This window comes from Bacteroidota bacterium (assembly GCA_039111535.1).
In the GTDB taxonomy this organism is placed as follows: Bacteria; Bacteroidota; Rhodothermia; order Rhodothermales; family JAHQVL01; genus JBCCIM01.
On record JBCCIM010000093.1, the window covers coordinates 1 to 23,621 of the forward strand.

The window sequence follows — 23,621 nt, forward strand, 5'->3', positions numbered from 1 at the left end:
GAAAAAGTCCGTCGCTTCGAGGGCGTACACAATGGCCAATCCCACAATGTTGAGTGCCGCGCGCAACTCACGCTGCAACATCAAGAATGGCTTGCCAGTGTGACGCTAGAGTCAGAGGACTAGGCAGTGTCTAAAAATTCAGTTCTGCTATATTAGATCCTTCGCATTCGCTCAGCATACGGCTTTGTCTCAGCTAATTTCAGATTTTTCAGACAAAGCCTAGTCAACCCCCAGAAAATACCACCAGGTGCCGCCCTGCTTTTCGTAGCCCAGATCTTCGTAAAGCGCTTGTGCCTGTGTATTGTTGATGCCTGTCTCGAGGGCAACTCCTTTGGCGCCGGTCTCTTCCCCAAATGCGCGAGCGGCATTCATGAGCGACCGCGCCACGCCTTGCCGGCGCGCTTCCGGGGCAACGTACAAATCATTCAGCAACCAGACCCGCCGGGCCGACACCGAAGAGAACAACGGGTACAACTGCGTAAACCCAACAAGCTTGCCGGCGTCATCGGCAGCAGCAAAGATGACGGACTCATCATTTGAAAACCGCTCCGCCAGAAAAGCACGCGCTTTTTCCATGTCCGAGGGTTGCTTGTAGAATACCCGGTACCCATCAAAAAGGGGTACAAGTTGATTAAGGTGCTCCGACGTCGTCCTTATTATTTCCATGTCCTTTTACGATTTAGCGAACCAGCGATTCTTGCGATTAAAGGATTTAAATGAATGCCGATTTTCGAGTGTCGAATGCCGATTGATGTTTCTTGAATGCCACTGCAGTACAAAAGACGCTTCTGAGTTGATAAAGTGCACAACAGAAAACGAAATCACGAAAAAACGAAATCACGAAATCACCATCTTCAACCCCTGGTTCTCATCATTCAGCATTTACGCGGTTTAGCATTAAGAGTCGCACTTCCATCACCTGGCTACCAGGCATCTCTAATGCACGCAAGGTGAGCGACCCCGCGCCTGCTTCCAGGGTGATTGTGCCAAGCGTCATGGGCTTGAAGTCTTTCACATAAGACTCCTGGCGTGGATCGCGATCGTTTTCAGCACCCAGTAAGGGCGGATCGTTTGCTACGGTCACCTGCGCCTGAATTTCAGCGCCCCCAAAGGCCAGCGCAATTGTGGCACCCAGGTCGTCTTCCGGACAGGCATAATACAATACCGCTTCATACTCTCCAGCTGTTAAGACGTCTACATTCCAGCTGATCTGATCGTTAACATCTACCCAATTCCGAAAGAAAGAATCATTGGGATACCGGTTAGAGCGCTCGATACGGCCTGTACCTTCAGCATCTCGGATAGGCAACTGGGTAAAGGTAAAATCGGGATGCCCCACAGGAAACGGCCGGGGTTCTCGATTGAACTCAGCGAGCACTTCTGCTTCCCAGGCTTCTTTGGCTTCACGCATCGCGGTTGCTACGACGGGGACGTTGTCTGACACATCTGTGGTTTGCCCAAAATCTGCGGCCATATCAAACAGTTGGTTATCAGCGCCGAGCCGATAGTTTTGGTCGCGCACACTGGTGTTACCGCGCCAGTGACTGAAGATATAGCGGTCTTCCCAGGCATCAGCACCATCAAGTAAAGGCTTCAGGCTAACGCCATCCAGCGGTTGCTTTGCACCGTGCTGGATGCCCGCCATTTCGGCAAGCGTCGGCAGCAGGTCGATGGCGCCGGCAATTTCCTCAACTGAAGAACCAGCCTCGATGGTATCCACCCATTGCATGTAGAACGGAGACTTCACACCGCCCTCGTCCGTTGACCCCTTCCGCCCTTTCATGCCACCATTCCATCGACTCCCATTGGGTCCGTTGTCGGTGAAATAAATAATGATGGTATTGCGCTCCAGATTCAACGCGCGCACTTTCTCTTGAATGCGGCCCACATTCCAGTCGATGTTTTCCACCATCGCCAAAGCAGCTCGGGTGTGCTGGGTATTCTCCCGCTCGGGTTCACGATGCCGCAGCTTGAGGCTGCTGTCGTCATCAAACTTCTCCCACCATCGATCCGGCACTTGCATCGGACTGTGTGGGGTGTTGTAAGGCAAATAGGCAAAAAAGGGGTTGCCGGCGTTTGTCTCTATGAAGTCAAGGGCCCAATCCGTGAAGTCATCGATCATGAAGCCATTGCCTTTTACGAGCGTGCCGTTGTGCTCGAGCAGGTTCGGACTGAAGTAGTCACCCCAGTGACCCGAGGCAAACCCGTAAAACTCATCAAACCCACGGGCATTTGGATGGTAAGGCGGCTGCATGCCATTGTGCCACTTGCCAAACGCGCCGGTTGCATAGCCGGCAGCGCTGAGCACCTCTGCGATGGTCTCTTCGTCGAGGTCGAGCAGTTCGCCACCGGCTGAAGTTCCAAAAACGCCGCCTCTTGGGTGATACCGGCCTGTCAGCATCTCCGCACGCGTTGGCGAACAAACCGGACTCACGTAGAAGTTTTCAAACTTTACGCCGTTTGTCGCCAATGCATCAATGTTCGGCGTTGCAAGATTTGTATTGCCAGAGCTGCTCAAATCGCCCCACCCCTGGTCGTCGGCGAGTATCATGATGATGTTGGGTTGCTGCTGCGCAGCCGGTGGAGTGCTGCACGCCTGTCCCAAAAAAACGATACCCAGGAGGGCCGCCAGGCGCTGCAAAAGAAATAACTGGTGTGTTTGCCTCATGTTACAATCGACTCACTGTGCTGCTAATGGAAGTAAACAGTCACAAGTATAATTCATCTCTCGTCGATTCGCCAGATGCCTGCGTTACCTCGAAGAAATTATTATTTTCGCTATGTCGTGGTATACAGCCACCAATCTGGAGCAACCTTGACAAGGCTTATAACATCACCGCTAGGCGCATACTCCCCATATTCCGGGTCACCTTTCGGCGTGTACAAGATGCCCGAGTAATTGTCCAAAAAGCCGTCGATCACGAAGGCTGTCCGCCCCTCGTATCTCGTCACGCTAACCACGCCAATGTCTCGTATGCGCGCCAGTACATCTTCGTAAGCTTTCAATGATACTCCCGCAGAGTCTAATGCTGCCGGTAGCGGCATGGCATCAGACGGGTTGTTGCCTGGTCCCAGATAGTGGAATCCGTTTACTGTTTTAAAATGGCGCCGGCCGTTATTTAAATATTCGATCGTTTTGTACTGTTCAAGCTTTTCGACAAGCAGTACAAGCCTCGCTTCGCGCCTAAAAAAATAGAGATGGTCGCCCATCAGAAGCAGCCATCCGCTCCAGAACATGGGTATCCACAAAACAAAAGACACGATAGCAATCCAGACAACACGCCTGGACCTACTTCCGCGAATCAAAGCCACGAGACCTCCTACACAGAATACCAGCGCCAAAAGCAGCAACAGTAAAAAAATCAAGCCAACACCAAAACCCGGGCTAAACAGCTCACGGTTCAGGAGAGGCAGCATATAGATCCCAATAAGGCCGACTACAAAAAATACTCTTTTCATTATGAAGTATTGCGATCATTTTTGAAACCAACAACTAGCATGACTACCCTCGTCGCGGTACAGATTGCGTACCAAAGGCGTCTCATGTGTATCAGATAGGTACAGAAAGGCATTTTATTTGATAGCTTATGGGTTGCCCCGCAAAATACTGGACCTCGTCTCAATGAAAGTCCCCTATTTCTCGCTGCAAGTCAGCCATATTGGTATGTATTCTTAATGCTGCCTGTTGTACCTTTGCCCCATGACACCCCTGCGGCAAGCGACATAGTGAACCAGATGCATTCCGGAGCATTCTTGCAAAACGCTTGAGCATCCCCTGTTTTCAACCAGCTGAACCAACTCATGAAACAACGCTTTCTCCTTAGCCTGACCCTCGTACTTGCTGCGGGTGCCCTGTTGCTCATTTTCTACTCATCATCTTCCCTGTATAATGATGCCCCAGAACAGTTTGAGGCCAGATCTGAGAAATCCAGGATTATGGCTGACCAGGGACATCCAGACAAGTTTGCGGAATACCATGCACAGGTAAGACAGGGCCCCAATGGCGAAACCTATCCCTTGAATTACAAACTTGATGCGCTAAAGCAGGCACAATCGGCGCGTAAAGCACCGGGGCGCAAGTTGCCATGGATCGAACGGGGTCCGGGTAATGTAGGCGGACGGACGCGCGCCATTCTGGTTGACCCAACGGATGCAACAGAAAATACGTGGTTTGCGGGCTCCGTTGGTGGCGGCATCTGGCATACAACGAATGCCGGCGCAACCTGGCGTCCGCTCACAGATGACCTTCCAAACCTGGCCATTGCCTCACTCGCCCAATCTATGTCGAATCCAGATGTAATTTATGCTGGAACCGGGGAAGGATTTGGCAACCTGGACGCCGTAGCCGGCGCGGGCGTGTTTAAATCCATTGACCACGGCGAAACCTGGACGCAGCTCGAAGGCACCATCACTGACGACTACCGGGCTGTTAACCGGCTGATTGTCGACCCTGCTGATGAGAACATTGTACTGGCTGCCACAAACACGGGCATCTTCCGCACAATGGATGGCGGCACAACATGGCTACAGGTGTATGACGATGCGCGAAACGGCCGTGTGCAAGACTTAAGATTTCAGCCGGGCAATTTCAACGTGCAGTTTGCATCCGACAATGGATGCTGCATCCTGCGCTCAACGGATGCCGGCGTCACCTGGGACATCAACTACGACAAATTCTTCAACGGCGCCCTTCGCATTGAACTTGCCACCTCTGAAGCCAATCCTGCCTGGACCTATGCCGCAGTTGAGCTCTCTGACCCAGACCGGGGTGGCGACATCTACTTCACAATGGATGGCGGCGATAACTGGACTTTGGCTGAAGCTACCGCTGCAACGGCCTCCAACTGGCTCGGCTCACAAGGTTGGTACGACAACGCCATTGCTGTTCACCCCTTCTCCCCTGACACCGTGTTTATGGGAGGCATTAACTTTTGGCGGACCAACCTCTCTGGCTCCGGCACAACTTCTGGTGGCGCACCAACAGCCCTTAATGAAATCAACACAACAAGCTTCCTCGACTTTGTCTCCTTTACAGGAGGCAGCAACTTCGGGGGGCGCGTAGATATTGGCACCGTGGCAGATCAGCTACTGAACGTCACACTCGACGACATGCGCTCTGTTGAAATCCGGTTTGGCCCCGGTAGATCCCAGAAAGCACACAGATTTTCGGTTGACCCGAACGGTGGTGCCAATGGAGACGGTGGCGCCGGCATTGCCTACGCCTCATACATTTACGAAGACTATGTAGATGTACCTTTTGAAGTATGGGATATCGACAACAATGTACAACTCATGACGTCGTTCCGCGACCAGGCTGATGATGGCGTTTATAACCTGATTCCTTCCAATACAGCCGGCCCGCGTGACACACAAAGCCGTGAGTACATCTTCGTACACGGCATTCCATACAGCGCCACTACCCCTGACCCAACAGTTGGCATTACAGGTGGCGCCGGCCAAAAAGCGCTCTACTTCATGTGGCCCATCCTGGCTGAAGGTGGCACGTGGGACGCTGCAAACCTGCCGGAATCAGAGCTACAAATTCTGTTTGAGTTGTTTGATGCGCGCTTAAGGGTACAATCGCGTTTCCAGCAAACACTCGAAACCAGTGGCAGCGTGCACGTGGATCATCACAACATCACGATACTGCCTGTTGATGCTGGCACCAACAGCTTCAAAATCATCAATGGTAACGATGGTGGTGTTTTCTATTCAGAGAATAGTGGCGGGATCTGGAAAGACGCCAACAATGGCTACGTTACCACGCAGTTCTACGACGCGGACAAGCGGGCTGGCACCGATGACTACATCGCCGGCGCACAGGATAATGGCACATGGCGGTCATTCGCCGACCCGGATGTAGACACCGATTGGCGCACCATTTCTGGTGGCGACGGTTTTGAACTATTCTGGCATCCCGACAACATCAATGAGGCCGTTTATTCTTTCCAGAATAACAACTTCCTCAAAACATCGAATGGCGGGTTTACCACCGTACGTGCCACAACCGGGTTGACGGATGTTGGTGGCGGCGGTCCCTTCATTACAGCCCTCGGCTGGTCTAAAGCGCGCCCCGAGGTCTTGTTTGCAGTTGGAGCTACAGGCATTTGGCGTTCGGACAACTTTGCCGACAATTGGTCCCTGGTGCAGTCCGTCCCTGAAAATGAATGGGGTTTCTTTGCCGGTTGCAAGGTGCGCGTTTCTATTGCAGATCCAGACATCGTGTGGGCCGGCTGCCGGCTTGGCGATGGGGGTACGTTCAATTACACCCTTCAGGTTTCTCGTGATGGCGGCCAATCCTTCGACGCATTACCCGTTCCTGGTAATAGAAATGGATTTGCCTTTATTTCAGGTCTTGCAACCCATCCTACCGAGCGATTAACGGCCTATGTATTGCTCTCCAGTCAAGGCAATCCAAAAATTCTTCGTACTGAAAACGGCGGCTTCACCTGGGAAGACATCACAGGCTTCGAAGAATCAACCGATGGTGTTAGCACCAATGGATTCCCGGATGTAGCTATCAATGACTTGCTTGTGCTGCCTAACTACACCAATGAAATCTGGGCAGCAACAGAAGTAGGAATTTTCTCCTCGCAAGACAATGGGGAAACCTGGGCGTACGCCGATAATGGATTGCCGGCTGTCTCTGTATGGCGACTGCGCCATGTTGAAGACGAAGTTATCGCCGCAACGCATGGCCGTGGCGTATGGACTGTTTCTGAGCCACTCTTTGTATCCAACGAGTCCGATGAGACACCGCTCGACTTTGAGCTCGCTCAGAACTACCCCAACCCATTCAATCCGCAGACCACCATTCGCTTCAACATCCCGGCACCAGCCAATGTGCAGTTGAAAGTCTTTGACATCAGCGGCCGCGAGGTTGCCACCCTTACAGATGGTTTGCTTACCGCTGGTGCACACGAAGTAGAATGGGATGCCACAGACTTTGCCAGTGGGGTATATCTCTACAGGCTTACGGCTGGTGAGTATACAGCAGTCAAACAACTCACACTGCTCAAATAACCATTATGCAGCGCTCACTCTTATTCACAAACGCCCTACCCTACCAGCTTGCCGGTATGGTGGGGCTGTTTCTTTTCTGCGCAAGCCTCATCGGCTGTGGCGGATCAAAATCTGCAACCATCTCCATGGATCAACTCGAAGCGATGAGCGCGGAACGGTTTGGCGATACCGGCGGCTGTGATGCCAATGCAGATGGGTCCCTGGTCCTCTGTCAATCTGCATTCCTCGCAAAAGAAGCACAGCCGGGCGTCAAATTTTTTGTTTATAGCCAGACTGATGGGCAGATTATTTACGAGCAAACTGAGACATGTGAGAGCGTGCAGTGGCACGACAATGACCGTGTCCGTGTCACCACGCTATCTGGCATGGTCCAACGTAATAGTACAGACAGCGATAACGCAACGCTGATCGACGTAAAAACCGGCCACAAAAAAGCCGACACCTGATCACAAAAGAATCAGGTGTCGGATGCGCGGTCTGTTATCTTAACGGCCTGCGCTGGTTTTTATTCCAGCTCAGTTTCAATCTTGCCGGCTTTGCGCTCCAGATGTGCGTCAAACCACTTCAGGATGCGAGGCGTGACATCCATTAGAAACTTGGGCTCCCTTGGGCCATGGGGCGTTCTAGGATACACAATCATTTCTGTCCCTACCCCAAGCCGATCCAGTGCCCGATAGAACTCTTGTCCCTGTGTAAACGGCACACGAAGATCATTGGCCCCATGGATCACCTGGGTGGGTGTAACCACATTTTTGATGTGATACATCGCGGAGTGCTTTTCATATTGCGCGTAGTCATCCCAAAACTCTCCGCCCATGTGCGCTGCCAGGTAGTCTTGAATATCTGTAGTTGTGACCATGCTGATCAGGTTTGGCAAACCGGCGCCCATGCTTGCAGCTTTAAACCGATCTGTTCGAGTCACAGAAAATGACGTAAGGTACCCGCCATAGCTCCACCCCATGACAGCCAGCGAATCCGGATGTGCTACCCCCATGTCGATCACTTTGTCTACACCAGACATCACATCCTCATAGTCGCCGTATCCCCAGTCTTTTATGTTCGCGTAGCGAAAGTCTTTACCATAGCCCGTACTCCCCCTCGGATTTGGTCTCAAGACGGCCATCCCTTCTTCAGCAAACGTTTGAATCATATAGATACCCGGCCTGCCGGTAAAGGACTGCGTATACACACCCGCCGGCCCGCCATGGATATTTAAGACCAGCGGATATTTGTCTCCAGGCTCATAATTCACTGGATAGGTTAACAGCCCCTCGATTGCCATGCCATCAGCTGAGGTCCAGGTAACCAGCTCAGTTTTACCCATCAACGGGCGCGGGACCCCAGCGTGCAGGTCTGTCAGTTGTTGAACACCCGGGACACCCAGCGTTGCTGCATACAAGTCTGGCGGTGTGTCTGTATTCTCCTGCGAAAAGACAAAGGTAGTACCATCGCCGCTCATAGCCAGCGCGCTCTTCACCCCTTCCCAGGGAAACAGTTGTAGCGCTTCTCCCCTTGCAGGAAGTTGCCAAAGTCCCCTGGTGGTACCCGAAGCTTCTGCATAGAAGAGCGACTTGCCATCCGATGCCCAACCCAACAGGTTCGCATTTCTGTCGTGCGTATGCGCCAGCGGCCTGGGCTCTCCGCCTTCCACACTAACGAGATACACATCGCCCAAACCAACTGGCTCTGGTTGACCGCCATGCGAGACAAAGGCAATTTGAGATCCGTCGGGCGAATACATCGGAGACCGATCTGAGCCGGGCCATGAGACAAGCGGAGTCACCTCGCGGCTTTCAATTGATACTGCAGAAATATCAGATTCAAGGAAAGCCGTGTTAATCCTTGGGTCAGCACGATGGGCAAACACAATGGCTGTACCATCTGGGGCCCAATCTAACGAAGCAACGTCAAACTCCCCTTCGGTTATCTGCATGGAGGTGCGCTTACCGTCTTTGTCTGCCTCGAGCGGAATGGTGTAAATGTGGGTGTATTTATAATTCTGGTCGACTAGAATTACATCGCGTTTTTCTTTCTTTGCAGCCTCCTCTTCTTCTGTATCCAGGTCATCCATCAGGAAAGCAATTGCGCTGCCATCTGGCGACCACTGATACGTTGAAACGCTTTTCTTCTCATTGGTGACAGGAAAGGCTTCGCCGCCAGCCGTCCGCATCACCCAGACCTGGCTTTTTTTAGCACGCGCCGTAACAAAAGCCAGGTACTTTCCATCCGGCGAAAAAGAAGGGTTGGAGCAGGACTTCTCGCCGTAGGTGTACTGAACAGGCTCGCCGCCACGGGTCGGCACTACCCAAATGTGATTCAGGTATTCAGATTTCTCGCCCTCCATTTTGGGCTCCCGGACAACAAAAGCTGCCATGCTGCCATCATGTGAGAGGGCGCTTCCAGTAAGAAGGTGATACTGCATGCTAAGTGCCGGCGTCCACCCCGTATCCAACGCCGGCTGAGTTTCCTGGGCGAATGATGAGGAAAGCGTATACAAGAGAAGGGTACTTAACGCAATGAGACGTTTGGCCATTTTAACTACCGAGGGTTGTTAGCTGTCGTAGGGCAAGCTAGCGAATTCTATCAGCAAAAAACAACGGTGCCCCGGGACTGACATGCAGTAGCCGACTTTCGACAATCAAGCGATTTAAGGGTTGCGCGCAATGCCGAGTTTCGGGTGCCGAATGTCGAGTGGTATTTTTCTCCGCTGGAGTATACAATGACGTTGTTACCAGCATTGCCATCACACAAAACAGAAGCACAAAAACACGACAATAGGAAAACACACTGCTCATCCCCCAACACCCAATCCGTATCACTCGTCACGCCCAACCCAACCCGGACCTCTCACCACCTGCCCTGGCAATGCCCCCGTATGCTCCCCATCAGCCAACACCTGCACCCCGTTCACAAATACATGATGCATGCCCGTTGCATACTGATGCGGATTTTCAAAGGTCGCGTTGTCAATGATCGAATCCGGGTCAAAAATAGCCAGGTCAGCAAAATAGCCCGTCTTCAATTGTCCACGGTTTTCAATTTTCAGGTTTTCAGCAGGAAGCGATGTTAACCGGCGGACCGCTTCTGCCAGTGAAATCACCTGTTCCTCCCTGACGTATTTGCCCAAAACGCGTGCAAACGTACCATAGGCACGCGGATGTGGATTTGACTTGAGGAAGACGCCTTCTGCCGCCATGGAGCCGGCATCTGAATCAATACTGACCCAGGGCTGGCTGAGCTTCTTCTTAATATTCTCTTCTGACATCAGGAAATACACTGATTCAACACGGCTACCATCTTCTATCACCAGATCAATGGCTGTTTCTTCGGGTGATGTGCCGCGCATAACAGCTACCTCCGCCAGTGATTTGCCGGTCAAAGGTTTGAGGGCTTCACTCTTGAATCCTACAAGCAGCACGTTGTCAGCTGAGCCGGCAGCCAGGTACAGGTTTTCCCAGGCATCCGTTGGCGTTGCCATTTCGCGCGCCACTTTCTTGCGGATCGCAGGATTCTTCAGTCGCTCAGCCCAGGCATTGTAGCCACCCTCCTGCACCCATGGTGGCATAGCGGCATCCAGACCCGTTGCGCCCGCTGTATAGGGATAAATGTCCGCCGTAATTTTAAGCCCTTCGGTACGGGCCGCCTCTACCATTGCAATGACTTCGTCCAACTTGCTCCAGTTTTCCTTACCGGCAGCTTTCAAGTGGTAGATTTCTGCGCGAACATGGGCCTCTCGTGCGATGGTCAACAGTTCTTCAACAGACTCAATCAGTCTGTTGCCCTCGCTTCGCATATGGGAGATGTATAGCCCATCGTATTCAGCAACCACTTTACTGAGTTCGATCAACTCGTTGGTGTCTGCATAGAAGGCCGGCGTATAAATGAGGGAAGAGCCAAGGCCGAGCGCCCCTTCTTCCATAGCCTGACGAACCAGCGCGCGCATCCTGTCCAATTCTGCTTCAGTAGGTGCCCTGTCTTCGTAACCCAGTTCGTGGATGCGAACAGTGGTTGCCCCAACAAAAGAAGCAATGTTTGGCGAAACGCCCCGTGCAACGGCATGGTCCAGATATTCGCCAAGGGTAGTCCATGCAACGTCATACTTGAGGTCTCCCTGCGATTCCGCCTCATCTTTCTTCATCTGCTCACTCAAAGGCCCCATTGACTGCCCCTCGCCAAACACCTCAAGGGTTACGCCTTGCCGGATATCGCTTTGTGATTTACCATCCACCAACAACGCTACAGGTGCCCAGCTTAGCATGTTGATAAAGCCCGGTGCCACAGCGAGGCCGGTTGCGTCTATCTCTTCTGTTGCACTGAATTTCGACAAGTCGCCAATCGCTGAAATCTTGTCAGCTTCAAAGGCCACGTCAGCAATAAATGGTTCGCCACCCAGTCCATTATATATGGTCCCGCCACGAATAATGGTATCATACGATGTACTGGCAGAATTCTGGCAGCCTATCAATAGCAGAATCAAAGTAATACGGAGGAGATAGGACATATAGTGCTACCAAAGCAGGTTAAAAAGTGATGTTTGGCAAACAGTAGCTGGCAAGTGATTACTTGTTGCTTGCCCAAACTATACATTTACCATCAAAGCTGCTATGCGTAGCAAATTCCCCCGTACCATCAGCGTATATCAAAGCTGTTTGTATTAGCCCATACCGACTCGTTGTTGATCTCAAAGCGGGTTGTTATACGGTAGGTACCATTTCCCTGGTTGTCCGGGAGATGAAATGTCCCCGTAGATGAGTTACCCGGTCTTACTGCCAACTGAATTGCTGTGCAGACGGTGTTCGGCCGTTCGCCACCATAAGCGCTTGTAGGCTCCCACCCGTCATCTGTTTGTCGTTCGAGTGACAGATATGTAAAGCAAAGATTCAAACCTACTGGGGAAGCCAGGCGATTTCCGACTTCTACGACGACAATTTGGCCAGGATTATACTCGTCTCGATCCGTTTTAAAAACTAGGGTATTATCCGTTCCAAGCAATTCGCAGCCAACCATCATTGCTGCAAATAAAACCAGTGGAAAATATCTAGCCACGTTAGTACCTGCGTAAGTTGTTCGAGGGAATATCTGCACATACCAGACCACCTCACAACTGGACTTATTCCGTACCACAACTGGGCAAATATTCCCTAAACGTCCAGTTCCTCCACATCTGCGGCGTTTTCCATGATAAACCGGAATCGGGCGCTGGAATCTTTGCCCATTAGCTCGCTGATGGTTTTTTCGGTCAGCATACGTTCTGTATCCGGAATAGACACCTGGAGCAGCCGGCGCTTTTCCGGGTCCAGTGTAGTTTCGCGCAGGGTTGCCGGCATCATTTCACCCAGCCCTTTAAAGCGCTGGATTTCGATATTGCTGTTTTTGCGTTTGTCTTTGATCTTTTTGACAATCGTGTCTTTATCAGCCTCATCCAGCGCCCAGTGGGTCTCTTTACCGACATCAAGGCGATACAAAGGTGGCTGCGCAACGTACACATAGCCTTCTTCGATCAGGGGCTTCATGTAGCGATACAGGAAAGTCAGCAACAGCGTGGAGATATGGTGCCCATCAGAATCAGCATCCATCAACAGGATTACCTTATGATAGCGGAGGCGGGTTACATCCAGTTTGTCGCCGAGTCCGCACCCAAGCGCCTGCACAATATTTGACAGCTCTTTATTGGCAGATACTTTTGCCAACGTAGCCTGTTCAGCGTTAAGCACTTTCCCACGAAGCGGCAACACCGCCTGCGTTTTCCGATCCCTGCCCTGTTTTGCAGAGCCGCCGGCAGAATCACCCTCCACAATAAAGATCTCGCTTTCGCCCGGATCGGTCGAAGAACAATCTGCCAGTTTGCCCGGCAGGGTGAGTCGATGTGATACAGCCGACTTGCGGCGGACGGACGATACAGCAGCCCGACTCGCCAACCTCGCTTTTGCAGCCTGAATTACGCGCGTAGCTATGGCTTCACCCGTCGTCGGATGCGCGTTGAGGAACTGTTCCAGTTCCAACCGGACCGCACTGACCATCAGGCCTCGCGCCTCCGGATTATTAAGTTTGTCTTTTGTTTGTCCCTGAAACTGAGGATCTACCATAAACAGGTTCACAATGGCTACCATCCCTTCCCGCACGTCATCAGCGGTAAGGTCGAGCTTCTTGGGCATCAGGTCGTGCGTCTCCATGTATGAGCGGACAGCACTGCGCACAGCATCTTTCAGGCCCTGCTCGTGGGTACCTCCGTCTGCAGTTGGAATACCGTTCACAAATGACTCAATGCGTTCTTTCGGAGCCTCTGTCCACTGCAGGACAACTTCTGCGCGTTGTCCTCCAACAATTTCATCCTGCTTTACAACAAACGCATCGGGATGGATAACCCGGGTATTGTTTGCCGTGATGATATGCTGCATGTACTCAGCAATACCGCCTTCGTGGTGGTATTCGTACTTTTGCTTGTTCTTCTCATCTTTGAAAACAATTTTCAGGCTGCCATTGAGATAGGTTTTGATTTCCAGGTATTCCTGGATCCACTCGGCATCAAAAGCGATGGAGTCAAAAATCTCGGTATCAGGCCGGAAGAAAATGTTTGTGCCGGTACCGCGTACAGCTTCTTTGGACTTGATCAGCTTGGTAACAGGGACGCCACGTTTGTACGTTTGTGTATACTTTCGGCCGCCGCGTTTAACCGTTGCTACCAATTCTTCAGAAAGGGCATTAACAACAGAGGAGCCAACCCCGTGCAAACCACCTGAGGTGATGTAGCTTCCCCCATCAAATTTACCGCCGGCGTGCAATGTGGTGAGAATTACCTGCAGCGTTGGGACTTTCTTTTTGGGATGTTTGTCAATCGGGATGCCGCGGCCATTGTCAGAAACACTGAGGCTTTTGCCATCCGCATGCAAGGTTACTTCGATAAGCGAGGCATATCCGTTGGTTGCTTCATCAACAGCATTGTCGACAATTTCACGCACGAGATGATGGAGACCGGCTTTGCCTGTCCCACCGATATACATGCCCGGACGCTTGCGCACCGGCTCAAGTCCTTCCAGGACCTGGATGTCTTTCCCTGTATATGTTGCTGCTTCTGCCATACCCGTTCTATTTACCTGTGGCGTACTGCCAAATTTCTCTTGTTAAGCCAAATCTTCTTATCGAGCGCAAAGCTCTCTGTGCACCCGAATCAACTCCCTTTGCCGTTGAGGTAGATCTCAACAGGCTCTTGAAACACCTTGGTCAAGTGCCCCCTGTTGATAATCGAGCTACCTTTGTTACCGCGATTAGAGACTTTGAATTTTGTGGTACGCACGGTCTCTTTACGGCCACGACTCGTTTCAACAGTCAGGCCTTTGCGTGCCGTTGAGGAGATGGTAAATCCAAAAACAGCATCGCCTTTGTTGAGCCGCATGGCAATCACCCCTTTGGCTGCGCTGCGCACAATCGGAATCTGGTGTAAAGGGAAAATAAGTGCAAGGCCTTCTCGAGAGGCAAGGCATACATTTTCGTGTCCGGCTGCAATTTCCAGGCCCAGCGTTTCGTCATCTTTACCCAGCCGCATAAACCGCCGGCCTGTGCGTGTTGATGCCTCCATGAAGCCGGCAATAGGCAGGCGTACGCTGAGTCCGCCTTTGGAGACCCCCACAATGTACGGGCCTTCACCTTCCTTTTCTTCGCCATCAGCAAACAACTCTGGTGACTCGTTGGGTTCTTGAACCGGCTTGGGTAGCGCGCGGGCATCAAAAGAAGCAATGCCAATGATGCGCTCTCTGTCCGAAAAGTCACACAATTTCTGAATAGGCTCGCCGTACCCCGTGGTATTCGCCAACTGGTCAATTCGCAGTGTATAGGCTTTGCCAAAATTGGTAAAGAAGCCGACCGTAGCACGCGTTGAACCAGGCAATGCCCAGCCCACTTCATCACCGTCGCGTACACGAATGTTCGATAAATCGGTGTATGACTTTTGTCGTTTCACCCAGCCGTCACGTGTTACAATCACGTACACGGTTTCGTCTACGATGTAGTCTTCTTCGGAATAGGTAATGCCTTTATCCGGTCCGGCAATTTCAGAACGCCGCGCGTCACCAAAAGTCTTCTTAACTTCTTTTAATTCATTTTTGACCACCTTCCAGCGTGCCGGCTCATCAGCCAGCAACTCCCTGATTTCCTGGGCGAGACGCTCTTTCTCTTCCAGCTCTTCGCGAATCGCGTCAATCTCCATGGTGGAGAGTTTGTAGAGCTTCGTTTCAAGAATGGCCTCTGTCTGGATATCGTCCAGGCGGAAGCGGTGCATCAGGCGCTGGGCGGCGTCTTTCTTGTTGCGTGAGGCCCGGATAATCTTGATGGCTTCATCGAGCGCATCAAAAATGATCATGAACCCGCGCAGGATGTGGATGCGTTTTTCGAGCTGTTCAAGCTCGAAGCGCAGCCGGCGCACCAGCACTTCCATGCGGAAGTCGAGGAATGCCCGCAACACGGTTGCAAGGTCTACCTTTTGTGGCGCTGGCACATCTGAGCCAGGCGTGGGCACCAGGCACGTCATGTTTACGTGAAACCGCGTTTGTAGCGGCGTGTGCTTCAACAGGTAGGCCATCGCCGCTTCCCCATTGGAGCCACGCTTTAGCTCAAGTACCACGCGTACTTCTTCTGTTGACTCATCGCGGATGTCGACAATCTGTGGCACTTTCCCGCCGGCGATGTGGACCGCAATTTTCTCGATCAAGTCGCTTTTATTCAACCCGTAAGGAATCGAGTTGATAATCACACGCGACTTGCCTTCAAAACTGTATTCCCCCCGCAAGTCAACCGTGCCTTCCCCTTTTTTGTAAATCTCAATGAGCTGCTCTTCGGTATTGAGGATGCGGCCGCCCGTTGGGAAGTCCGGGCCTTTGATAAATTTAGTAACCAGCGTATCCACCCGCGCATTGGGCGAACCAATCATATAGATCAGGCCGTCAATGACTTCCGAGAGGTTATGCGGCGGGATATTGGTTGCCATGCCTACAGCAATCCCACTGGATCCGTTTACCAGCAAGTTCGGAAAGCGCGATGGCAGAACAACTGGCTCGGAGAGTGTGCCGTCGTAATTCGGACGAAAGTTTACCGTTTGCTTCCGAATCTCCTCTATCAGCTCAATTGCCAGCGATTGTAGCTTCGCTTCTGTATAACGCATGGCAGCTGGACTATCACCGTCCAGTGAGCCAAAGTTACCATGCCCGTTGACAAGCGGGTACCGCAACGAAAACGACTGAGCCATGCGTACCATGGCATCGTAGATCGCGCTATCTCCGTGAGGATGGTATTTACCCATTACTTCCCCAACCACGGTTGCACTTTTGCGGAAGCGGGAGTCTGGATAGAGCCGCAGGTTGGTGTACATCGCATAAAGAATGCGGCGATGCACCGGCTTCAATCCATCGCGGATATCAGGCAGGGCACGGCTTGTGATCACCGACAGTGCATAATTGAGGTACCGCTCTTTGGTTGTCTCGTGCAGCGGTATTACGTCTACTACAGGCATTTTTTATCTTGCAATAACAGTCTTCGAACACACGTCCAGAAGAATAATCTATTATATGTGCGTTTAATGTGCAATTATAAAACGAAGTGTTTCCCGTGAAAAATGAGCAGAACCCAAAGAAATGTGGTGATATTCGCGGGGAGTTATTCGCACCGATTGAGCTAAAACACGCATTCAGGCGAAAAGTGCCGGCCTGGGATGCAAAACGCCGTATACGCAAAAACGGCTATTGCCCCGGCATTACAGGGTGCATCAGCCGGCGTAGGCAAGCGTAAAATAGTCTGTTTTTGAGTCGGGATGCAACTGCAATACATTTGCTTTGGCGAGCAGCACAAGTGTGTGCGATGCGCGGCGCTTTGGGATATCGGCCACACGCGCAAACTGTGCAACCGTGATCCGGCCATAGTTTTCCAGGTACCGCATCAGCACCTTTTCCTTCTCACCAAACTCAAACACCACGTTATCGGCTTTATTGCGGTTTTTCATCAAGCGTACGTGCTCCCTGCTTGCCTCAACGCTCATATCAGCTACACGGATGTATACTGTCTCCTCGCCATTCTCGGCTACTAACTTATGAGGCTTTTCACTGCTTGCCGGCACACGCACCAGGATCACATTACGCTTGTTGCTAATGGGGATGCGTTCTGTGCTTATTTTCACGGGTGGACGGCAGTGTTTTTCCAACGCAGCAGTCAGCGCATATTCTTCTTCTTCAGCATCGCGCACGCCTTTTATACCGCCGTCGTCATCAACCCCCAACAACAGCCTGCCACCGCTTGTATTTGCAAACGCGATGACCTCTTTTGAGATACGCTCCGCCTTCGGCACTCTGGTTTTGAATTCGAGGGTTAGCCCCTCACCCATCAGTACCAGCCTTGCCAATTCATCAGGTTTCATAATCGTGTACGCTTTCAGGTTGCATCATCAGAAGCGCAGCCCGTTGCAGTCAGTTTAATTATGAGCTTTCTGAAGAAAGCCACTCCTCTTGTTTTGCTGTGCGGTTCATCAACTCATTTACCGCATCGAGGGGTTTTTTGCCTTCAAACAAAATGGCATGCACCGCCTCGGAAATAGGCATCTCTATATTGTATCGACGCGCCAATGCAATTATTGACTGCGTTGTCCGGACCCCCTCCGCTACCATGTTCATTTCATCCAGCACTTCACGCAGGCTTTTTCCTTTGCCTATCTGCTCGCCAAAGTATCGGTTGCGGCTCAAGCCGCTCATACAGGTGACAACCAGATCGCCTATACCCGATAATCCGAAAAAGGTCTCAGGCCGGGCGCCCATGGCTGTACCAAGCCGGCGTATCTCGGCCATACCCCGGGTCACAATAGCAGCTTTTGCATTGTCACCAAACCCAACGCCATCGCTGATGCCGGCGGCAATGGCCATCACATTTTTAACTGAGCCGGCGATTTGTACGCCTACAATGTCCGTATTTACGTAGACCCGCAAACGAGACGTGGTAAACACTTCCTGAATTTTACGGGCAGTTTCTTCACTCGATGCGGCAGCCACAATCGTTGTGGGCAATCCTCGGCCAAGCTCTTCCGCATGACTTGGACCATAGAGCACGCCAATTTTAGCGGGATCAGCAGCCGGCAATACCTGAGACAGCACTTCGCTTGAAAGCAACAGGGTTTCATTCTCGACCCCTTTGGCAACTGAGACCATTATGGTATCAGCAGTTGCTGCATGCGCAACCTGTTCTGCGACATTGCGAATCGTTTGTGATGGCGTTGCAAAGATCCACATGCCGGCTTCACGCACTGCTGATTGCAGGTCTGATGTGATCTCTACGCGCTCGGGAATGGGCGCGCCAGGGAGGTAATCCTCGTTAACACGTGAGGTGCGCATGGATGCAGCCAATGATGCGCGGCGGGCCCATAAGACAACGGGCCGGCCACCACTCGCCAGGCTTATCGCCAGGGCAGTACCCCAGCTCCCGGCCCCTATCACAGCTATGCGATCTTGCATTGATTTCTACGGCTTAAAACCCGGTTGAGCAACGGTATTCGCTAATCTCCAGCGTTTTCCAATGATACGGGTGTTTTCACCCAGGAGATTCGACTTTCTGAACCAGCAAGCAGTCGTTTGATATTCGAACGATGCGCAACAATAATTACCAGTGCCAAAACAACGCCAAATACAATAAGGCTTGTTTCGACGTCCGGTTTGTTAAATACGTATTTCTGAAGCAGCAAAGACGCGGGATAGGTTGCTGCTGCTGTCATTGACGAGAGCGAAACGTACCGCGTTCGCCACAAAACGAGGCAAAATGCGATGAAAGAGAACAACATGTTAAGGGGCGTAACAGCCAGCAATACGCCCGCGGCGGTGTTTACACCTTTACCTCCTTTGAACCGCGCAAATACGGGAAACATGTGCCCAAGCACTGCAGCGATGCCGGCAAATAAAGCCAGCAACAACCAGGCCTGGTCACCAGAAAGCCATACAGGCAAGGCATCCCAGCGCAGGTTTGCAATGACACCAGCAGCAACAAACCCTTTGCCCATGTCAACGATGGTAGACAACAATCCGGCTTTCCAGCCCAGGATTCTGTATGCATTTGTAGCCCCAGGATTTCCACTGCCGTGTTTTCGCAGATCTACCTTGTAGATCCATTTGCCAACCCAGAGGCTGCCGGGGATTGATCCAACCAGGTAACTGAGGATCAGAATGAGAACCAGGGTAACCATTGCCTTGCTATACTAAGTAGTGTGGGGTGTCCGGCGCTGGAGCAGCGCTGCCGGGTTTATCATTATATAACAAAATCAGGCGACAATCAGGAAGCCTTGACCACTTCACCCATTACAACACCCGTTTCACCCGCCGCTTTCAAGTGGTCCATCGTACGCGCAACATCACTTTGTGCCACAACCACAACGAGGCCAATGCCAAGGTTGAATGCCTGTCGCATATCGTCTTCAGGCACATTGCCATGTTGTTGAATCAGCTTGAAGAGCGCCGGCACTTCCCAGGCATCATAATTATAAGTGGCCTGGAGTCCGTCTGGTATGATGCGCGCTGTGTTACCCGGGATGCCCCCGCCCGTAATGTGAGCAAGGCCGTTTACAAGGCCCGCAGTTGCAAGTGATTGGATAATATCCAGATAAGAGCGATGTATGGCCAGCAGGGCATCGCCTACGGAAACACCACCCAACTCGGTAGGCTTGTCGTGTACGTCGTAGGCATTAAAAAGCACTTTGCGGGCCAGAGAATACCCATTTGTATGTAGCCCGGTTGACGGCAACCCAATGAGCACATCGCCTTCCTTAACGTTGCTGCCATCTATAATCTGACTTTTTTCTACAACCCCAACCACAGTGCCGGCCAGGTCGTATTCGCCGGCAGCATACAGGTCAGGCATTTCAGCTGTTTCTCCACCAATCAGCGCACATCCGTTTTCTTTGCAGGCTTTGGCAAATCCTTCGATTAGCGAAACGGCAGTGCCAGCTGACAGTTTGCCTGTGGAAAAGTAATCCAGGAAGAAAAGCGGCTTCGCGCCGCACACTGCGATATCGTTTACACAGTGGTTAACCAGATCCTGACCAACCGTATTGTGGCGATCCATCAGGAAAGCCACCTTGAGCTTTGTCCCCACGCCATCTACAGATGAAACCAGTACAGGCTCGTCGTAGCTGTCTTTATCGAGTTTAAAAAAGCCGCCAAAAGCCCCGATGTCGGTGAGTACACCAGGGGTAAATGTTTGCCGAACTAGTGGTTTTATCCGTTTAACCGCCTCTTCCCCTTCCTCAATATCCACGCCGGCATCACGATAGGTAGTCATTATGTTTTCGTCGCAATGGTCCAGTACAACACGTTCCGGCGACAAGATACAACATCCTCTGAATAATCCCTACTGGTTGAGTGAGGAGTGAGGAGGTACTGGGTTTTCGGTTTCTTGTGCTTTCGTTTTGAGATGTTGCATTGCTGGCAGAGCATCCAGCGGCACTCGCAAATCGGCACTCGCAAATCGGCATTCAACCTTATTCGTGATTTAGGCTGTTTACAGGATTTATCAGGGCGACGCGTAGCAACTGGTAGCTCACGGTTGACCATGCGATGAGCAACACGGCAACGCCGGCGAGTAACAGCGTGCCCCAGCCTATTGAGATGCCATAGGAAAATTCTCCCAACCAGCCACTAATCATGATATAGCCCACCGGAGCAGCGAGAACAAAAGCGACCACAACCAAACGCGTATAATCCCTGGTGAGCAATATCAGAATATCAGACAATGAAGCCCCGAGCACTTTTCGCACGCCAATTTCCTTGGTCCGTTGCTGAGCGGTGAGTGTTGCCAATCCCAACAGCCCCATACAGGCAAGGAAAAGCGCCAGAAACGTGAAGTAGCTGAATATATTTCCCATCCGGATATCGGATTGGTATACGCGATTATAGGCATCATCAAGAAAATAAAACTGAAATGGATAGCCGGGTGAAAACGCACCTATGGTCTCCTCAAGGGAAGCCAGCGTACCCTGCACGTCTTCCCCTCTGACTTTTACCAGCAAACGGGTATACCAGTCTTGTTCGATGAAGAGTGCGAGCGGCTCCATGTCTTGTCGGAATGACTGGAAATTGAAATCTTCCACTACACCGATCACATTCGCTTCACGGCCCCTCAGATTGATACGCTTACCCACAGCTGTATCCCACCCGAGGCGATCCCGAAACGTCTCATTGATCAGCATCCCCTCAGCTATGTCACTTGTGATCGCCGCAGAAAAGTCGCGTCCTTCTACAACTTCGATCTCAAACAAGTCAATAAAACCGGGCTGAATAGGTGTAAAATAGGTGGCAACTTCTTGCCCTTCAGCAATCCCTTCCCAGTCTCGCGTGAAAGCTCGCATATCGATCATTGTAGGATCACTTTCCGACGCTGTGACGGCGAGTACATTTTGATGATTCTCCAATGCCTGTCTCACAACATCAAAGCGTGTATACATCGTTACATCCCGCACGGGTATTACAATCACTTGTGACCGATTAACACCCAAATTTGCGTTCTGGATGTAGTGCAATTGCCGCTGGATACCAATTGTGCTAACAATAAGTATGATGGTGACGGCAAATTGGACAACCACAAGCATATTCCTGAATCGCGCTTTTCCGGCCTTTCGGTCAAGCTGCTTCTTCATCATACGAAGCGGATTAAACCGCGACATCAGCAGCGCCGGGTAGCTGCCTGACAATATGCCGATGCCCAGGCCAACAAGAACCAGCAACACCAAAAAGGACCCGTTTTCAGCAAGGCTGATCGTGATTGACCGCAAGGTTAAGGCATTAAAAGTGGGCAAGAGGAGCTTAACCAACCCAAGAGCTATGACCAGTGCAAGGAGCGACGGGACAATCGCTTCACTCATGAATTGCGCAATCAGTTGCCGGCGTTCCGCACCCATAACTTTCCTGACCCCAACTTCCATCGCACGCGTAACCGACCGCGCTGTAGCCAGATTAATGTAATTAAAGCACGCGATGAGCAATATGAGCAATGCGATTGCCATAAACAGATACACAAACCTGATATCACCGTTTACCCCCAATTCAAAGTTGGCGCTTGAACGAAGATGAATATCTGTTAGTGCTTTGGGGTAATAATAGGTCTGTGCTTCCTGATCAAGCTGGTCATCATATTTCTGGCTCAACGTCAGCAGGTTTTCTGTAAAGCTGGCCAACGAATGCCCCGGCTGCAATGCCGCATACGTATACGAGGTGCTGGTCCCCCAGCTTTCTCTATTCCGCAAGTACATGGCCGAAGACACAAAGGGCGAAATGTAGTCAAAAGATATGTGGCTGTTTGCAGGCACGTTTTGCACAATGCCCGTGACGGTCATCTGGCGGGCCTCGTTTCCATGCGGGCCTGCGTGTGTGACGGTTAAGACCTCTCCGATTGCCGGCGTATTTCCAAAGTATTTTTGGGCCAGCGCCTCAGTCAAAACTATCGCATTCGGATCACTCAGCGCCGTAGCCGGATTACCTTCCAGTAAATCAAAATCAAAGACATCAAAGAAGTGCCCGGTCGCCACCAACCCGTCTTCAAAAAATTGCGCAGCACCAAATTCGAGGAGTGAACTGACTTTGTCGATGTACACGGCATGTTCAACTTCCGGGAATTCTGCCACAAGGGTTTCTGCCATCGGCGCCGGCGTCACAGCATACGTGTTATTGCCCTGATAAAAGCCTTCCTTGTTGACTTCCTCTATGCGATAGATGCGGTCTGCCTTTTCATGGAAGGTGTCGTAGCTAAGTTCGAATTTGGCAAACAGACCGATCAAAATAAAACAAGTCAGCCCGATTGCTAAACCCGTCACATTGATGACCGAATAACCCAACTGTTTGCGCAGGATACGCAGCGCTATTTTAACATGGTTCTTGAGCACGATGACAGTAGCTTTAAATAGATGATGCATGTTTCATCTCTGGAAAGACAAGATACATGCCATGTGCTTAATTATGCATTACAAGGCTAAATATGCGCTATTTTAATGGATTTGTTGTTCGCTGGCAATACAGAAACTGTTCATAAACGGACAGTTGAATTTTATCTCATCTTTGCTGTTTGTCGGATATTTTCATTGCGTTTCTTCAACGGTAATCCGGCAGAGCACCGTATTGTCTGTTTCCAAATCTGGTCCCCAGATGAGCGCTGCGCTTGCGTCCCAGGTGATGCCATCATAGCCGCCTTTGGGGTCAACAGCGCTTGCGGCATGCACCGTGGTGGCTGTCCAGTTGCTATCATCGAAGCTGGCCGTTTTCCAGTTTGCAGGCTCGCCGAGGTCGTTGTATCCACACGGTGCGGTGCCGGCCACAGGATTTGCTTCGTTTTCGCACGTCTTGTCCAACGGCGCCTCATGTATTACCGTGCAGGCCCATTCAGCATGCGTAACAGCAATGACATCACCGGACCCTAGATGCGTCAGTTGCATGATGAAGCCACCATCACCCATTTGCTGGTTATTCGCACCAATGTATTCCAAGCCGGTATCATTCTCTTTGAAGTCTTTTAGGATAAAATTTAACTGAAGCGGGTAGTCGGCCTCAAAGGTCACAGACTCCGCATTAAAAGAGCGCTCCGTTGTAATCGGC

General features: G+C 51.4%; 16 protein-coding genes. 2 read left to right on the forward strand and 14 right to left on the reverse strand.

The features are described 5' to 3' along the window. Positions 1 to 219: 219 nt before the first annotated feature. The 3 genes from AAF564_14765 to AAF564_14775 form a co-directional block, all read right to left on the reverse strand. Entirely contained in the window at positions 220 to 666 is a 447-nt protein-coding gene (locus tag AAF564_14765) for a GNAT family N-acetyltransferase (GenBank protein ID MEM8486812.1), read from the reverse strand. Positions 667 to 871: 205 nt separating this feature from the next. Further along, a complete protein-coding gene (locus tag AAF564_14770; GenBank protein MEM8486813.1) occupies positions 872 to 2,551 on the reverse strand; it encodes an arylsulfatase in 1,680 nt (559 codons plus the stop codon). Between the two features lie 227 nt (positions 2,552 to 2,778). Beyond that, positions 2,779 to 3,459, reverse strand: coding sequence for a hypothetical protein (locus AAF564_14775; GenBank protein MEM8486814.1), 681 nt, complete (start codon positions 3,457 to 3,459; stop codon positions 2,779 to 2,781). Between the two features lie 342 nt (positions 3,460 to 3,801). Here AAF564_14775 and AAF564_14780 point away from each other — a divergent pair, with 342 nt between their 5' ends. Together AAF564_14780 and AAF564_14785 are read left to right on the forward strand one after the other, a co-directional pair. Continuing rightward, positions 3,802 to 7,023: a T9SS type A sorting domain-containing protein gene (locus AAF564_14780; GenBank protein ID MEM8486815.1), complete on the forward strand. Its 3,222-nt coding sequence runs from the start codon at positions 3,802 to 3,804 to the stop codon at positions 7,021 to 7,023. Positions 7,024 to 7,028: 5 nt separating this feature from the next. Next, positions 7,029 to 7,469: a hypothetical protein gene (locus tag AAF564_14785; GenBank protein MEM8486816.1), complete on the forward strand. Its 441-nt coding sequence runs from the start codon at positions 7,029 to 7,031 to the stop codon at positions 7,467 to 7,469. Positions 7,470 to 7,528: 59 nt separating this feature from the next. Here the strand turns inward: AAF564_14785 and AAF564_14790 are convergent, their stop codons facing one another. From AAF564_14790 to AAF564_14840, 11 genes are all read right to left on the reverse strand, one after another. Next, complete coding sequence (locus tag AAF564_14790; GenBank protein ID MEM8486817.1) at positions 7,529 to 9,556, reverse strand: S9 family peptidase; 2,028 nt, start codon at positions 9,554 to 9,556, stop codon at positions 7,529 to 7,531. Between the two features lie 282 nt (positions 9,557 to 9,838). After that, positions 9,839 to 11,524: a D-aminoacylase gene (locus tag AAF564_14795; GenBank protein MEM8486818.1), complete on the reverse strand. Its 1,686-nt coding sequence runs from the start codon at positions 11,522 to 11,524 to the stop codon at positions 9,839 to 9,841. 128 nt (positions 11,525 to 11,652) lie between these two features. After that, positions 11,653 to 12,069 (reverse strand): hypothetical protein, encoded by a 417-nt coding sequence (locus tag AAF564_14800; protein MEM8486819.1) that lies wholly within the window; start codon positions 12,067 to 12,069, stop codon positions 11,653 to 11,655. Between the two features lie 95 nt (positions 12,070 to 12,164). Beyond that, positions 12,165 to 14,102: a DNA topoisomerase IV subunit B gene (locus AAF564_14805; GenBank protein ID MEM8486820.1), complete on the reverse strand. Its 1,938-nt coding sequence runs from the start codon at positions 14,100 to 14,102 to the stop codon at positions 12,165 to 12,167. An 89-nt stretch (positions 14,103 to 14,191) separates the two neighbouring features. Next, positions 14,192 to 16,525: a DNA topoisomerase IV subunit A gene (locus AAF564_14810; protein ID MEM8486821.1), complete on the reverse strand. Its 2,334-nt coding sequence runs from the start codon at positions 16,523 to 16,525 to the stop codon at positions 14,192 to 14,194. A gap of 252 nt (positions 16,526 to 16,777) precedes the next feature. Continuing rightward, a complete protein-coding gene (locus AAF564_14815) occupies positions 16,778 to 17,422 on the reverse strand; it encodes an ATP-binding protein (protein ID MEM8486822.1) in 645 nt (214 codons plus the stop codon). Positions 17,423 to 17,480: 58 nt separating this feature from the next. Further along, on the reverse strand, positions 17,481 to 18,506 hold the full coding sequence (locus AAF564_14820; GenBank protein MEM8486823.1) for an NAD(P)H-dependent glycerol-3-phosphate dehydrogenase: 1,026 nt from the start codon (positions 18,504 to 18,506) through the stop codon (positions 17,481 to 17,483). Positions 18,507 to 18,547: 41 nt separating this feature from the next. After that, a complete protein-coding gene (gene plsY, locus AAF564_14825; protein ID MEM8486824.1) occupies positions 18,548 to 19,228 on the reverse strand; it encodes a glycerol-3-phosphate 1-O-acyltransferase PlsY in 681 nt (226 codons plus the stop codon). Between the two features lie 86 nt (positions 19,229 to 19,314). Next, positions 19,315 to 20,319 (reverse strand): phosphoribosylformylglycinamidine cyclo-ligase, encoded by a 1,005-nt coding sequence (purM, locus tag AAF564_14830; GenBank protein ID MEM8486825.1) that lies wholly within the window; start codon positions 20,317 to 20,319, stop codon positions 19,315 to 19,317. 199 nt (positions 20,320 to 20,518) lie between these two features. Next, complete coding sequence (locus AAF564_14835; protein ID MEM8486826.1) at positions 20,519 to 22,945, reverse strand: ABC transporter permease; 2,427 nt, start codon at positions 22,943 to 22,945, stop codon at positions 20,519 to 20,521. 162 nt (positions 22,946 to 23,107) lie between these two features. Next, on the reverse strand, positions 23,108 to 23,621 hold a 514-nt coding region (locus AAF564_14840), incomplete at its 5' end, for a PEBP family protein (protein MEM8486827.1).

Coding starts and splice junctions, on each gene's coding strand:
- AAF564_14785 (MEM8486816.1), top strand. CDS start 7,029: ATGCAGCGCTCACTCTTATTCACAAACGCCCTACCCTACCAGCTTGCC.
- plsY (MEM8486824.1), bottom strand. CDS start 19,228: ATGGTTACCCTGGTTCTCATTCTGATCCTCAGTTACCTGGTTGGATCA.
- AAF564_14770 (MEM8486813.1), bottom strand. CDS start 2,551: ATGATACTCGCCGACGACCAGGGGTGGGGCGATTTGAGCAGCTCTGGC.
- AAF564_14805 (MEM8486820.1), bottom strand. CDS start 14,102: ATGGCAGAAGCAGCAACATATACAGGGAAAGACATCCAGGTCCTGGAA.
- AAF564_14810 (MEM8486821.1), bottom strand. CDS start 16,525: ATGCCTGTAGTAGACGTAATACCGCTGCACGAGACAACCAAAGAGCGG.
- AAF564_14815 (MEM8486822.1), bottom strand. CDS start 17,422: ATGAAACCTGATGAATTGGCAAGGCTGGTACTGATGGGTGAGGGGCTA.
- AAF564_14780 (MEM8486815.1), top strand. CDS start 3,802: ATGAAACAACGCTTTCTCCTTAGCCTGACCCTCGTACTTGCTGCGGGT.
- AAF564_14775 (MEM8486814.1), bottom strand. CDS start 3,459: ATGAAAAGAGTATTTTTTGTAGTCGGCCTTATTGGGATCTATATGCTG.
- AAF564_14795 (MEM8486818.1), bottom strand. CDS start 11,524: ATGTCCTATCTCCTCCGTATTACTTTGATTCTGCTATTGATAGGCTGC.
- AAF564_14835 (MEM8486826.1), bottom strand. CDS start 22,945: ATGCATCATCTATTTAAAGCTACTGTCATCGTGCTCAAGAACCATGTT.
- purM (MEM8486825.1), bottom strand. CDS start 20,319: ATGACTACCTATCGTGATGCCGGCGTGGATATTGAGGAAGGGGAAGAG.
- AAF564_14765 (MEM8486812.1), bottom strand. CDS start 666: ATGGAAATAATAAGGACGACGTCGGAGCACCTTAATCAACTTGTACCC.
- AAF564_14790 (MEM8486817.1), bottom strand. CDS start 9,556: ATGGCCAAACGTCTCATTGCGTTAAGTACCCTTCTCTTGTATACGCTT.
- AAF564_14820 (MEM8486823.1), bottom strand. CDS start 18,506: ATGCAAGATCGCATAGCTGTGATAGGGGCCGGGAGCTGGGGTACTGCC.